At 64.3% G+C, this 13,302-nt stretch carries 15 protein-coding genes; 10 read left to right on the top strand and 5 right to left on the bottom strand.

Annotated features, from left to right (window positions below; translation table 11 throughout):
- Positions 1 to 76 precede the first annotated feature (76 nt).
- The gene (locus ACYVKQ_RS03390) at positions 77 to 445 is read right to left on the bottom strand and encodes a dodecin family protein (protein ID WP_460575621.1); all 369 of its coding nucleotides are present in this window, start codon (positions 443 to 445) and stop codon (positions 77 to 79) included.
- Between the two features lie 553 nt (positions 446 to 998).
- Between ACYVKQ_RS03390 and fumC the strand changes: the two genes are divergently transcribed.
- The 4 genes from fumC (at position 999) to ACYVKQ_RS03370 (ending at position 5,180) form a co-directional block, all read left to right on the top strand.
- Positions 999 to 2,402: a class II fumarate hydratase gene (gene fumC, locus ACYVKQ_RS03385; RefSeq protein ID WP_460575619.1), complete on the top strand. Its 1,404-nt coding sequence runs from the start codon at positions 999 to 1,001 to the stop codon at positions 2,400 to 2,402.
- A gap of 135 nt (positions 2,403 to 2,537) precedes the next feature.
- On the top strand, positions 2,538 to 2,978 hold the full coding sequence (locus ACYVKQ_RS03380) for a hypothetical protein (RefSeq protein ID WP_460575617.1): 441 nt from the start codon (positions 2,538 to 2,540) through the stop codon (positions 2,976 to 2,978).
- A 149-nt stretch (positions 2,979 to 3,127) separates the two neighbouring features.
- On the top strand, positions 3,128 to 4,648 hold the full coding sequence (locus tag ACYVKQ_RS03375; RefSeq protein ID WP_460575615.1) for a right-handed parallel beta-helix repeat-containing protein: 1,521 nt from the start codon (positions 3,128 to 3,130) through the stop codon (positions 4,646 to 4,648).
- A 109-nt stretch (positions 4,649 to 4,757) separates the two neighbouring features.
- Positions 4,758 to 5,180, top strand: coding sequence for a YjbQ family protein (locus tag ACYVKQ_RS03370; RefSeq protein WP_460575613.1), 423 nt, complete (start codon positions 4,758 to 4,760; stop codon positions 5,178 to 5,180).
- Positions 5,181 to 5,325: 145 nt separating this feature from the next.
- Here the strand turns inward: ACYVKQ_RS03370 and ACYVKQ_RS03365 are convergent, their stop codons facing one another.
- Positions 5,326 to 5,928: a hypothetical protein gene (locus ACYVKQ_RS03365; RefSeq protein WP_460575611.1), complete on the bottom strand. Its 603-nt coding sequence runs from the start codon at positions 5,926 to 5,928 to the stop codon at positions 5,326 to 5,328.
- A complete protein-coding gene (gene gpmI / locus ACYVKQ_RS03360) occupies positions 5,921 to 7,462 on the bottom strand; it encodes a 2,3-bisphosphoglycerate-independent phosphoglycerate mutase (protein WP_460575610.1) in 1,542 nt (513 codons plus the stop codon). Before gpmI ends, ACYVKQ_RS03365 begins: the two co-directional genes overlap by 8 nt.
- Before the next feature lie 141 nt (positions 7,463 to 7,603).
- Between gpmI and ACYVKQ_RS03355 the strand changes: the two genes are divergently transcribed.
- The 6 genes from ACYVKQ_RS03355 (at position 7,604) to ACYVKQ_RS03330 (ending at position 11,822) form a co-directional block, all read left to right on the top strand.
- Entirely contained in the window at positions 7,604 to 8,002 is a 399-nt protein-coding gene (locus ACYVKQ_RS03355; RefSeq protein ID WP_460575608.1) for a DUF4783 domain-containing protein, read from the top strand.
- A gap of 94 nt (positions 8,003 to 8,096) precedes the next feature.
- The gene (nadC, locus tag ACYVKQ_RS03350) at positions 8,097 to 8,957 is read left to right on the top strand and encodes a nicotinate-nucleotide diphosphorylase (protein WP_460575606.1); all 861 of its coding nucleotides are present in this window, start codon (positions 8,097 to 8,099) and stop codon (positions 8,955 to 8,957) included.
- An 85-nt stretch (positions 8,958 to 9,042) separates the two neighbouring features.
- Entirely contained in the window at positions 9,043 to 9,687 is a 645-nt protein-coding gene (locus ACYVKQ_RS03345; RefSeq protein WP_460575605.1) for a hypothetical protein, read from the top strand.
- Between the two features lie 51 nt (positions 9,688 to 9,738).
- On the top strand, positions 9,739 to 10,134 hold the full coding sequence (locus ACYVKQ_RS03340; RefSeq protein ID WP_460575603.1) for a hypothetical protein: 396 nt from the start codon (positions 9,739 to 9,741) through the stop codon (positions 10,132 to 10,134).
- Between the two features lie 154 nt (positions 10,135 to 10,288).
- Positions 10,289 to 11,041: a class I SAM-dependent methyltransferase gene (locus ACYVKQ_RS03335; RefSeq protein WP_460575601.1), complete on the top strand. Its 753-nt coding sequence runs from the start codon at positions 10,289 to 10,291 to the stop codon at positions 11,039 to 11,041.
- A 46-nt stretch (positions 11,042 to 11,087) separates the two neighbouring features.
- Positions 11,088 to 11,822, top strand: a complete 735-nt coding sequence (locus ACYVKQ_RS03330) for a ZIP family metal transporter (RefSeq protein ID WP_460575598.1) — start codon at positions 11,088 to 11,090, stop codon at positions 11,820 to 11,822.
- A 142-nt stretch (positions 11,823 to 11,964) separates the two neighbouring features.
- Here ACYVKQ_RS03330 and ACYVKQ_RS03325 read toward each other — a convergent pair whose 3' ends face one another.
- Positions 11,965 to 12,297: a chaperone modulator CbpM gene (locus ACYVKQ_RS03325; RefSeq protein ID WP_460575596.1), complete on the bottom strand. Its 333-nt coding sequence runs from the start codon at positions 12,295 to 12,297 to the stop codon at positions 11,965 to 11,967.
- Positions 12,298 to 12,315: 18 nt separating this feature from the next.
- Positions 12,316 to 13,263 (bottom strand): molecular chaperone DnaJ, encoded by a 948-nt coding sequence (locus tag ACYVKQ_RS03320; protein WP_460575594.1) that lies wholly within the window; start codon positions 13,261 to 13,263, stop codon positions 12,316 to 12,318.
- Positions 13,264 to 13,302 lie beyond the last annotated feature (39 nt).

Here is a 13,302-nt window from a genome sequence, read left to right as displayed (position 1 = left end):
GCCTAAAAAACCGCCCGCCGGGGCCGCTCCAGGGTTGGAGCGGCCCCGGCGGGCGGTTTTGGGAAGCCGGTTGGCGCTAGCCGCTGTAGCCGCCGCCGCTTTCGGGGGCCGTGGCGCTACCGCCGGGCTCCACCGGCCGCGGCAGCTGGGGGGCCGCGTTCAGATCGACGCCGGAATAATCGGGTACGCCGCCGCCATCGACCTCTTCCGCGCTGGCGGTGGCATGACCGGGCTGCCAGCGGTGCATGACTTCGAACGTGATTTTGGCCGTGACGCGGTACTCCACAATCTTGTTGTCCTCCACCGCGCAGCTCTGCTCCTTCACATAAATGGATTTGATGCCCTTCAGGGTGGTGCTGGCTTCGGTGAGGGCCCGTTGCAGGGCGTCCTCAAAGCTCTTATCGGACGAGGCCAGCACTTCGATGACTTTCTTGATGGTGCTCATGAGTCAGGGAGTTGGAGGTAAAACAAACCCGGCGTGGGGCGGGGTAAGCCGGAAAGGGTATACGCGCCGCCGGCGGAAAAAGCCGGGTGCGGGAAAACGCGCTTAGGCCACAAGCCGGCTACCTTCAGCAGCCGGCTTGCGGCCTGGGTGCTCCCCAGGGCCGACGGTCACCAGTCTTCAATGGGTAGGGCCATGAATACGCCCGGTGCGCAGCTCCGACGATTACCACCACGCCTGGACCGCCGCTGGCCAGTCCACGGACTCTCATTACTGCCTGCTGAAAAATGAGTAGTTCTGCTTCTGGCGCTTGAAAGGCCGGGGGGAAGCGGCTGATTAGCTTATATATCAATCATTTATAATTAAGTAAATATGCTTACAAATAAGAAAATTTATGCCAATTGTCTTTATGTAAACAAGTTTACATTGTAGGAAATGTGCTGTTGAGCAGTTCCCGCTGTCGGCGCTTTTGTCACGTTAATCCACTTCCGCTTTAGCGCACCGTGCTACCTTTGCCCGCGCAATTCCCTTCGTTTCACCGAGTCTGCTGCAGCCGATGCAATTCCGCACTGAAAAAGACACCATGGGCACCGTACAGGTACCCGTCGACGCCTACTGGGGCGCCCAAACCCAACGCTCCATCGAGAACTTCCAGATTGCGCAGGACATCAACCGGATGCCCAAGGAAATCATCCGCGCTTTCGCCTACCTCAAGAAAGCGGCCGCGCTGACCAACCGCGACGCGGGCGTGCTGCCGGCCGAAAAAGCCGAGCTGATCGGGCGCGTAGCCGACGAAATTCTGGAAGGCAAGCTGGACGACCAGTTTCCGCTGGTGGTGTGGCAGACGGGCTCGGGCACGCAGTCGAACATGAACGTGAACGAGGTCATTGCTTACCGCGGCCACGTGCTGCAGGGCGGCAACCTGCTCGACGAGAAGAAGGCCCTGGCGCCGAACGACGACGTGAACAAGTCGCAGTCGTCGAACGACACCTTCCCGACGGCCATGCACATCGCGGCCTACAAGATTCTGGTGGAAGTGACCATTCCCGGCATCGAGAAGCTGCGCGACACCCTGGCTGCCAAGTCCCGGGAGTACATGCACATCGTCAAGATCGGGCGTACGCACCTGATGGACGCGACCCCCCTGACGGTAGGGCAGGAGTTCAGCGGCTACGCCTCGCAGCTCGACCACGGCCTGCGCGCCATCAAGAACACGCTGGCGCACCTCTCGGAGCTGGCCCTGGGCGGCACCGCCGTGGGCACCGGCATCAACACGCCTCCCGGCTACTCGGAAAACGTAGCCAAGCACATCGCCGACCTCACCGGCCTGCCCTTCGTCACGGCCGAAAACAAGTTTGAGGCCCTGGCCGCCCACGACGCCATCGTGGAAGCCCACGGCGCGCTCAAGACGGTGGCCGCTTCGCTGATGAAAATTGCCAACGACATCCGCCTGCTGGCCTCGGGCCCGCGCGCGGGCATCGGCGAGCTGTTCATCCCCGACAACGAGCCCGGCTCCTCCATCATGCCCGGCAAGGTGAACCCCACGCAGTCGGAAGCCATGACCATGGTGGCCGCGCAGGTGATGGGCAACGACGTAGCCATCAACATCGGCGGCATGAACGGGCACTTCGAGCTGAACGTGTTCAAGCCCGTCATGATCTACAACTTCCTGCACTCGGCCCGCCTCATCGGCGACGTGTGCGTGTCGTTCAACGACAAGTGTGCCGTGGGCATCCGCCCGCTCGAGGACAACATCCGCAAACACGTGGAGTCGTCTTTGATGCTGGTGACGGCCCTGAACCCGCACATCGGCTACTACAAGGCCGCCGAAATTGCGCAGACGGCCCACAAGAACGGCTCGACGCTGAAGGAAACTGCCCTGCAATTGGGCTACCTTACCGAGGAGCAGTTCAACGAGTGGCTCCGGCCCGAAGACATGGTAGGCGAGCTGCCCCGTTAAATAAAAAATTGCTGGTCGACGTTAAAACGCCGCAGCCCCAACGGGTTGCGGCGTTTCTATTGAAACGCGGTACGCCGAACAAATCACCGGTAGTTCCCGTTGTGGGAAAACTGTTATTACGATTGGTGTTGATACATGATTAAGCTGTACGAAACTCCCGCGCTCCTTATTCATTACGAGCCCCGGCTGCGGCTGCTGGAACTGCAGTGGCTCAGCCACGAGGTTTCGCCGGCCGATTTTCGGGAGGCCTACTGGCAGGCGCTGCTGCTGGCCGAGCGCTACCAAACCCGCTGCTGGCTGTCCGACTTCCGGGTGGTGCCCACGCCCCAGCCGGCCGAGGTGCAATGGCTGGCCAAGCATTGGTACCCGCGCTACGTGCAACTCAAGCTCGACAAAGTGGCCATCATCAATGCCCTGACCCCGGCGGGCCGGGAGGCCGTGGCCGAAGTGGTGCGCCAGGCCAACGCCGCGGGCCACACCAACCGCCCGGACGCGCGCTACTTCGACGACCCCGAGGCCGCCCGCGCCTGGATTCAGCAGCCGTTCACCACGGGCCTGCTGCCCTCGCTCGGCTGAAGCCCGCAGCTGCCGCCTGCGCCGCCGAATAGGGGAGAGGCGGGTATTTCCTAAATTGCCCGATGGTTGGGTGGCTGAGTGGCTGGTCGTTCCGTTGAATTGAGCTTGCCCCCGCTTCCCCGTTTAGCCGTTCCGCCTTTTTTAGCTCCGTGCGCTACCTTTTGCCCCTTCTGCTGCTGCTTTCCCTGCTGACCACCGTGGTTCTACCCGGCTGTGAGCCCAAGGAAGAACTCATCACCACCGACGGCATCGCCCAGCTGGAATTTGCCCAGGACACCGTCAAGTTCGACACCGTGTTCGTGCAGACGCGCACCGTGAGCAAGCGCCTGTGGGTGTACAACCGCAACAAGCGCGCCGTACAGGTGGCCGAAATCCGCCTGGCCGGGACCTACGGCCAGCCTTACAAACTCATCATCGACGGCGACTCGGGCGCCGTGCGCCGCGACGTGCTGATCCGGGGCGAGGACAGCCTGCTGGTGCTCATCAAAGCCACGCTCGGCCCGAACGCGCAGCCCGAGAACAAGCCCTTCCTGACCGAAGACCAGATCCTGTTCCGCACCAACGGCAATGAGCAGCATGTGCGCCTGCTGGCCTACGGCCAGAACGCCTATTTCCACATCGGGGAGCGGCTGGCCTGCAACACCGTCTGGCGCAACGACAAGCCCCACGTCATCTACGATGCGGCCGTGGTGCCGCCGGGCTGCACGCTCACCATCGAGGAGGGCACGCGCATTTATTGCCACGCCGGGGCGGTGCTGGCCGTGCAGGGGCGCCTGCTCATCAACCCCACGCTGCAGCCCGCCGACGAGGTGAAGCCCGACGACCGGCGCATCGTGCGTTTCCAGGGCGACCGGCTGGAGGCCTTCTACAGCGACATTCCGGGTCAGTGGGGTGGCATCCAGTTTCTGGCCGGCAGCAGCCGCGGCAGCGTGGTGCGCTTCTGCGACATCAAAAACGCTTCGTATGGCCTGCTGGTGTACAACATCGATGCCCAGCAGCCGTTTCCCAAGGTGACGGTGGACAACACCTCGTTCCGTAACATCTCGGGCTTCGGCCTCACCTTCGCCAGCGGCGGCAGCCGGTTTGCCGGGGGCGGCGTGCTGAGCTTCTCCGGCGACTTCGACCTGCGCAACTGCCTCTTTACCAACTGCGGAGAATACGCCGTGGCGGGTTTTCAGGGCGGCACCTACGCGCTGCAATACTGCACCGTGGCCAACTACACGCCGCAGTTTCAGCGCAAGACCGCGTCGCTCACCTTCTCCGACGTGCTGCCCGGCGACGCCCCGCCGCGTCAGGTGGCGCCCACGGTGACCATTGAGAACAGCATTGTGTGGGGTTCCACCGAGGACGAGTTGCTGTTCGACAACAGCGGCCGTTACCTTGGGCAGATTGCGGTGCGCAACAGCGTGCTGCGCACGAAGGAGTACGCCACCCCGGCCGACGCCGGCGGCAAGCCCGGCCTGGCCCGCGCCGGCAACCTACTGAACACGGACCCCAAGTTTCGCCGCACGCCCGACAACGCCGCCAACCGCTACGACTACCGCCTCGACACGCTCTCGCCGGCCAGCAACCGCGCCCTGCCTCTGCCCCAGCTCAGCCGCGACCTGCGCAACCTGCCACGCAGCGGCGCCACCCCCGACCCCGGCGCCTACGAGCGGGTAAACCCGTAAAAGGGAAATTGGTGGGGTGATGAATGGGGGCGTTCTGGTTGCGCAACCTGCGCGGCCCCGGCCTCCCTAGCGTCAAGCTCGCCAGTTCGCCTCCTCATTATTTCGCCGCATGATCTGCGTTCAGAAAAGACTGCGCCTACCGGCCGTGCGCCGGGGCTTCCACCTCATCACCGACCTCGTCACGGCTGAGCTGCCCGAGCTGGAGCAGGTGAAGGCGGGCACGCTGCACGTATTCATCCAGCACACCTCGGCCAGCCTCTGCCTCAACGAAAACGCCGACCCCACGGTACGTCACGACTTCGAGCAGTTCTTCAACCGCACGGCCCCCGAAAACGCCCCGTACTTCCGTCACACGCTGGAAGGCCCCGACGATATGCCCGCGCACCTGAAAGCGGCCATGCTCGGCAGTAGCGTTACCATTCCGGTGACCAACGGCGCGTTGGCGCTAGGCACCTGGCAGGGCGTTTACCTCGGAGAGCACCGCAACGACGGCGGCCGCCGCTGGATCGTGCTGACGCTGCTGGGGACGTAGCCTTGCTGTTCCGGCCGTTTTTGGAGGATATCACGTCTGCCTGCGCTACGAGGCTAGCCCTGAGCGCGGCGGAGCAAAAGGCCCGCAGCAGAAACGATCGAGGCGTAGCGTCGCGAGCAACGACTGCGCCCCGCCAACACGGGGCCTACCGCAGTACCTGCCCTTGCGCCCCGTAGCGCGTGGTGTCGAAGCCGATCAGCTTCTGCTGGCCGAGCACCTGGTAGCTGCTGAGCGCCCCATCGGGGCCGAAGCGGAGGCGCAGCTGCTTGCCCGAGAAGAACAGTGGGTTGTCCTGCTGCACCGTGGCCCGCAGCTCGCGCACCACCGAGCCGGCTTGCGTGACGCTCAGCTCCACCACGGAATGGTCCACGTCGGGGCGGCGGCGGAAGGTGCGCTGCGTCAGGCCGGCCGAGTCGGTGCTCACGACCTCATAGGCCCCGCGCAGGGCTGGTTTGTTGATGTCGGCCTGGTAAAACAGCTGCAGCTCGTCGGCCCAGTTGGGCTGGGTGAGTTGCGCGGTTTCGGTGGTGCCACCGCGCAGCGTCACGTGCTTCTGCAGGGCCGGGCGCCGCTGCTGCAGCTGGCTGATCTGCGCGTCGAGCAGGGCGGGCGTATCGAAGTAGCCGGCCGGACGACGGGCCGGCCGCTCCCCGGAGTCGCCCCCCGACGAGCAAGCGGCGCCAACCCCGCTTCCGAGAAGCAAGATCAGCGCCGCCTGGGCTGCCCGGTAGGGGCGGGGCTTACGCATTGCCGGGGCGCAGCAGCGATTCACCGGTCATGTCGGCGGGCTGCGGCAGGCCCATGAGTGCCAGCACGGTGGGGGCGATGTCGCCCAGCTTGCCGTCGGCCAGGGTGCCGCGGTAGTCGCTGTCGGCCAGAATGCACGGCACCAGGTTGGTGGTGTGCGCCGTGTTGGGCGAGCCGTCCTCGTTGATCATCATGTCGGCGTTGCCGTGGTCGGCGATGATGATGCTGGCGTAGCCGCTTTCAAGGGCTGCCGTTACCACGTCCTTGGCGCACTCATCCACGGCTTCCACGGCCTTCACGGCCGCCGCAAACACGCCGGTGTGGCCCACCATATCAGGGTTGGCGAAGTTCAGCACCACGAAGTCTGCGGTCCGCGCGCGCAGCTCGGGCACCAGCGCGTCGCGCAGCTCGTAGGCGCTCATTTCAGGCTGCAGGTCGTAGGTGGCTACCTTGGGCGAAGCACGCAGGATGCGCTGCTCGCCCTCGAACTCGGCCTCGCGGCCGCCCGAGAAGAAGAACGTCACGTGCGGGTACTTTTCCGTTTCCGCAATCCGGATCTGCTTTTTCCCATTTTCGGCCAGCACCTGCCCGAGCGTGTGCTCCAGGTTGTCCTTGTCGAAAATCGGCTGCACGCCCACGAACGTCGCGTCGTAGTTCGTCATCGTGAGGTAGTGCAGGTTCAGCCGGTGCATGTTGAAGGCGTGGAAATCCTGCTGGGTCAGCGCCTGCGTGATTTCGCGGCCGCGGTCGGTGCGGAAGTTGAAGCAGATGACCACGTCGCCGTCCTTGACGGTAGCCAGCGGCTGGTCGTCGGCGCCGGTTTTCACCAGCGGCTTCAGAAATTCATCGGTTACGCCGGCCTTGTAGGAGTCGAGCATGGCCCCAATCAGGTTGGTGCAGCGCTGACCTTTGCCGTTCACGAGCAGGTCGTAGGCGACTTGCACCCGCTCCCAACGGTTGTCGCGGTCCATGGCGTAGTAGCGCCCCACGATGGAGGCAATCTTGCCGCTGGCGCCGTGCTGCAGGTGCTGCTCCAGGTCGTTGACGTAGCGCACGCCGGCCTTGGGGTCGGTGTCGCGGCCATCGGTAAAAGCATGAATAAACACGCGGTGCACGTCCTCGTCGTGGGCCAGGGTGCAGAGGGCCTTCAGGTGGTCGATGTGCGAATGCACGCCGCCGTCCGAGAGCAGGCCCATCAGGTGCAGGTTTTTGTCCGGGTGCTGGCGCAAGTACTCAAATGCCTGCTTCAGCGCCGGCATAGCGGCCAGTTTCCGCTCGCGCACGGCCTTGTTGATGCGCACCAGATCTTGGTACACCACACGGCCCGCGCCCAGGTTCATGTGTCCGACTTCCGAGTTGCCCATCTGCCCGTCGGGCAGCCCGACGGCTTCGCCCGAGGCCTGCAAACGGCTGTGGGGAAAACGTTGGAAAAGCGAATCCACGAAAGGCGTCTTGGCGGCGGCAATAGCCGACACAGCCGGGTTGGTGCCCAAACCCCACCCATCAAGGATTACCAACAGTACCGGTTTATTCATGCCCGCAAAGATAAGAGGTGGGCGCTGCCAAGCGGCACCGATTCACTATTTTGCCCGCCGCCGCATCAATCCGCGCCGGGCGCTTTGCGTATCCGATTGGCACCATTTTGGCATACGCGCCGCAGCAATCCAGCTTACCCCATGAAACGATTATTCATCCGAGCCCTGACCGTGCTGTGCCTGGCCCTGCTGGCGCCCACGGTTCATGCCCAGAACGACACGTTCGGGGCGGTGCGCTCGGCCATTCAAAACGGCTCGTCGCGGGCTGTCTCCCAGTACTTTGGCGGTACGGTGGAGATTGGCTTCGACGGTGAGAAGCAGAGCTACAGCGCCACGCAGGCCGAGTTTGTGCTGAAGGATTTCTTCGCCAAGAACTCGCCCGCCACGTTCGAGCTGGTGCACCAGGGTTCCTCCAACGAGGGCATTCGGTACGCCATCGGCAAGTACGCCGGCAAAAGCGGCAGCTACCGCGTCTTCATCAAGATGAAGGGTGGGCAGGGCGCCACGCAGATCGACACCATTGATTTTACGCACGAGTAGATGGATTGAACGGCTACTTGCTTCATTGATTTCTTCTCCTTCCGCTGGGTCAGGTCCCGACTGTAAGTCGGGGCCTTTTCCTATTTTTGCACCCGTGCAAACCCCGCCCTACCTCACACCCGAAGCGCTTCGCGCCTTTATTCAATCGGCCCTCGCTGAAGATGTGGGCGACGGGGACCACTCCTCGCTGGCGGGCGTACCCGCCGATGCCCGCAAGCAAGCCCGCCTGCTGGTGAAGGACGAAGGGGTGCTGGCCGGCGTGGCCCTGGCCGAACGCATCTTCCACGAGGTGGACCCCGCGCTGACGGTAACCGTGCTGTTGCCCGACGGCACGCGCGTGAAGCACGGCGACGTAGCCCTGACGGTGGAAGGCCCGGCCCGCAGCATTCTGACGGCGGAGCGGCTGGTGCTCAACAGCATGCAGCGCATGAGCGGTATAGCCACCCACACGGCCTACCTGACCAGCCTGCTGGCCGGCACCAAGGCCCGGCTGCTCGACACGCGCAAAACCACGCCCAATTTCCGGCTTTGCGAGAAGTGGGCGGTGCTGATCGGCGGCGGCGTCAACCACCGCTTCGGGCTGTTCGACATGATCATGCTGAAGGACAACCACGTGGACTACGCCGGCGGCATTCGCCCCGCCATCGAGGCCACGCACGCGTACCTGCAGCGGCTGGGGCGCCCGCTCCCCATTGTGGTGGAGACGCGCACGCTCACCGAGGTGCAGCAGGTGCTTGAGGTAGGCGGCATCGACCGCATCATGCTCGACAACATGCCGCCCGACACGCTGCGCGAAGCGGTGGCACTGGTGGCCGGGCGCTTCCCCACGGAGGCCTCGGGCGGCATCACCGAGCACACCATCCGGGAAGTAGCCGCCACGGGTGTCGATTACATTTCGGTGGGCGCCCTCACGCATTCCGCCGACATCCTGGACCTGAGCCTTAAGGCTTTCTGAATTGTCAAATTGTTGAATGGCTAAATTGTTGTCGATGAACGATTAGCAATTTAACGATACGGCCATTTAACCATCAACAAGCAATATGCAACCACCCATTTCCCGCGGCGGCGGGGGCCGACAGTTTACCCAGCAGCCGCAGCCTTCGCCGCTGGCCATCCGCACCAAGAAGTACCAGCTCGACAAGGAGACGTATACCCGCATGGCCCTCACGCACGTGTGGAAAAAGGACTGGTGGCAGGCCGTAATTCCGCTGATCGTGCTGCTGCTGCCGGCGCTGGTCAGCTTCTCGTGGTGGTGGGTGGCCGCGGCCGTGGTGGTCACGGTGCTTTACGTGCTCCTGCGCTCGGCCCAAGTCACGGGCGTCACGCAGCTGGAGCAGGGCAAGGTGCTGTTTGAGCGCCTGAGCTACGAGTTTGATCCGCGCTACATTGCCTTCCGCGCCAACGAAAAGGATCAGCCGCGCGGCATGACCTGGGACATGATCGAGACGGTGAAGCGCAGCAAGGACGCGTACATTCTGTACCTGAAGCAGCCCGACGTGGCCGATCAGGTAGCGGGCTGGCGCGCGTGGCTGGCCAAGCTCATGTGGGTGCCCGTGTTCATTCACCTGCCGCTGCGCATCTTCAACGCGCCCAAAGACCTGACCATGTTCGAGAGCCTGCTGCGCCGCAAAAACCTGCTGCCGACCGATGCCGCTGGCAGCCCTGACGCGCCGAAAGCGGCCTAAACCGACGTTTTGTCCGTACTTCGCACTGAGAACTTCTTCCGCTTTTTGTATATGACTTCTAACAAACTCGTTTCGGGCCTGGCGGCCGTCGCTCTGCTGGCCCTCGCTTCGTGCAGCAGCGAACCGTCTGACTGGCGCCCCGGCCAGAAGGTGTCCGTCGACATGGTAGCTCCCGGCACCCGCAGCTCCGACAACTTCGACATGGCCACCGACGCACCCAGCCAGCACAAGGGCGGCGCCATCGAAAACCCGATCAGCGACAACGACCACAGCGTGCCCCAGACCCTGGACGCCGGTGCCGGCAAGCCCGACCGCATGACGGCGCAGGAAGGCCAGACGGCCGAAGCGCGGGAAGTGGAAGGCGGCGACAACGCCGCGGCCGCCAAGGCGCCGGTGGAAACCCAGCACGACCTGAACGATAAGGACGGCGAGCAAAAGCAGCGCTAACCGCCCGGCTGCGGCCGCCTACTCCTGCCCGAGCGCCCCGGCACAGGGCCGGCCCCCGTGGCCGGCGGCTGCGCCGGGGCGTCCGCGTCCTTTGGCCGCTGCGGGGCGCGCATTTCTGCTTACTTAGCCGTCCTGTTTCCTTTTCCTCTGCGCCATGCCGCACCACACCTATGCCCAGTCGGCGGAGTGGTTTAGTACGTGGTTTGATTCGCCGTACTACCATTTGCTGTACCACAACCGCGACCAGGACGAGGCCAACTACTTCCTCGACAACCTGCTGCGGCACCTGCACCCCAAGCCCCAGGAGCGGCTGCTGGACCTGGCCTGCGGCCGGGGCCGCCACGCCATTTACCTGAACCGGCAGGGCTTCGACGTGACCGGCATCGACCTCTCGCCCGAGAGCATCGACGCGGCCCGGGCCTACGAAAACGAGCGGCTGCATTTTCATGTGCACGACATGCGGGCGCCGCTGCCTTACGGGCCTTTCGACTTCGTGCTGAACCTGTTCACCTCTTTTGGGTACTTCGACGAAGAGGCCGAAAACGTGGTGGCCCTGCGCAACGCCACCGACGCGCTGCACTACGGTGGTAAACTGGTCATCGACTTCATGAACACCGAGCGCACCGTACGCGAGCTGGTGGCCCACGAAACCAAGCAAGTCGATGGCATCACCTTCGAGCTGCACCGCCACCTCGACCGCGACTTCGTGGTGAAGGACATCCGTTTTACGGACCGCGAAGGCCAGCCGCAGCATTTTCAGGAACGCGTGCGCGCTTTGAGCGTAGAACGGTTCCGCGAGTACTTTTACCTGGCCGGTCTGCGGCTGGGCGAGGTGCTGGGCGACTACAACCTGCGGCCCTACGTCGAGGAAGAAAGCCCGCGCATGATTTTTATTCTCAAGAAATAAGCCCGCCGCCGGCTTGCTTGCCGGGTCGGCTGGGCGGGGTCTTTCCATGCTCGTAGCCCTTTTGCTGCTGTTTGCGACGGTGCTCGGCGCCGGCTGGCTGACGCGCTTTGTTCCCACGGCTCATACCACTTGGCTGCGGCCGCTGCTGGCTTTCAGCGGGGCCTATTTGGTCACGCTAACGCTTACGCACCTGCTGCCCGAAGCGCTGGAGCTCGACACGTCGGCGCATCGCGTGGGCTACTTTGTGCTGGCCGGCTTTTTCGGGCAACTGGTGCTGGAGCTGTTCTCGCAGGGCGTGGAGCACGGCCACCAGCACGTGCACGCCGAGCACCCGCACGCGGGCGTGCCGTGGCTGCTGCTGGGGTCCCTCACGGTACACGCCTTCCTGGAAGGCAGCATCCTGGTGCAGAATCCCCACGGCGAGGTGCCCGGCGGGTTCTACGCGGTGCTCACCGGCGTGGCGCTGCACCACATTCCGGCCGCGTTTGCCCTCATGGCGGTGCTCGTCACGCGCCTGGGCGCCTTCCGCAAGGCGCTGCCCTGGCTGACGCTGTTTGCCGCCGCCGCGCCGCTGGGCGTGCTCGTCAGCCACTACGCGGGCATGAACCCGCTGGAGCGCGGCGGCTGGTACCCAGCGCTGCTGGGGCTGGTCAGCGGCAACTTCCTGCACGTGTCCACTACCATCCTCTTCGAGGTCAGCCCCGAGCACAAAATCAACGTGCGCAAGCTGCTGGCCACCCTGCTGGGCGCCGGGCTGGCCCTGCTCATCAATGGGCACTAGGGGATAAGGGTGTGAAGGTAAGAGGGTAGGATTTTGGGAGGGGCAGGGCTTTCACTCCATCCCGTTCCCGGGTCCAGAAAACCTGCCTTCAAACCGCCCTAACTCATACCCTCCTGCCTTCTTACCCTCATACCCTCACACCCTACTCCGCGTCGGTGGCGGGGTGGCGCCGGATCCAGGCTTCGAGCTGGGCGGCGCGGGCCGACTGGCGCGTCAGCTCGTACTGCAGCTGCAGCATGCGGTGGCGCATGTTCAGGATCAGGTCGATGCCTTCCGGAGCGAGGTGCAGTTCGTGGTGCAGGCGGGCGAGGCGGGCCAGGTGGTCGGCTTCGTCCTCGATGAGGGGCTCGGCGGGCGCTTCGGGCTGCGGCATCAGGCGGAGCCAGCCCAGTTCGGCCAACTCGTGCAGGGCGCTTTCGGAAAGGCCGTAGGTGGTGGCGCAGTCGCGGAAGGTGAGGGTGATAAACTGGGGCATGGCTGGAGCGCGGGGTGGTTAGGCGGACGGGGCAGGCACCGGTTCGCCGCGGAGCTGGGCCAACTGGCGCACAAGGTCTTTTTCCTTCTCGGATAGATGCTGGGGCAGTTCCACCTGCAGGCGCAGGTACAGGTCGCCGTGCTGGTCGGCGCGGCCGTACACCGGGAAGCCTTTGCCGCGCAGGCGCAGGCGGGTGTTGTTGGCGGTTTCGGGCTTGAGCTTGATTTTGACCGGCCCCCCGAGCGTGTCGACCACCTGCTCGCCGCCCAGCAGCGCCTTGAAGAGGCTCACGGGCACGTCCATGGTCAGGTCGTGACCGGTGCGCACGTAGCGCGCGTCGGGCCGAAGGCGGAAGGTGATGAGCAGGGAACCGTTGGGGCCGCCGTGGCGGCCGGGAGCACCCTGGTCACGTAGCCGGATGGTCTGCCCGTCTTCCACGCCGGGCTTGATGGTCAGGCGCAGGCTTTTGCCGTTCACGTTCACGGTGCGCGGGCCGCCGTGGTACGCCTCTTCCAGGGTCAGCTCCATGTCGGCCTGGTAGTCGTGGCCGGCGGCGGGGCGGGTGCCGCGGCCCCGGCCGCCGGCGCCGTGCATGTTGCCGAAGATCGAGCCAAAGAAGTCGGAGAAGTCACCCGCGTCGCCGAAGTCGGCGCCGCCATACCCTCCGCCGAAGCCACCCTGCCCGGCGTACTGCGACCAATCGAAGCCACCCGCGCCGCTGCGGCCGCCGGCCTGCTGATAGCGCTGCCAGTCGGCCCCGAGCTGGTCGTACTTCTGACGCTTCTCGTCGTCGGACAGTACTTCGTTGGCTTCGTTTACTTCCTTGAACTTGCGCTCCGCTTCCGCGTCGTTGGGATTCACGTCGGGGTGGTACTGGCGGGCCAGCTTGCGGTACGCTTTCTTGATCTGGTCTTTGGTGGCCGTTTTCTCCACCCCCAGAATCTTGTAGTAGTCTTTGTAGTCCATCGGATGACCTGTCAAAAGGCGGACCGGTTACGTGGCGGG

Source organism: Hymenobacter coalescens (assembly GCF_054783195.1).
This window is presented reverse-complemented; position numbering and strand designations above follow the sequence as displayed.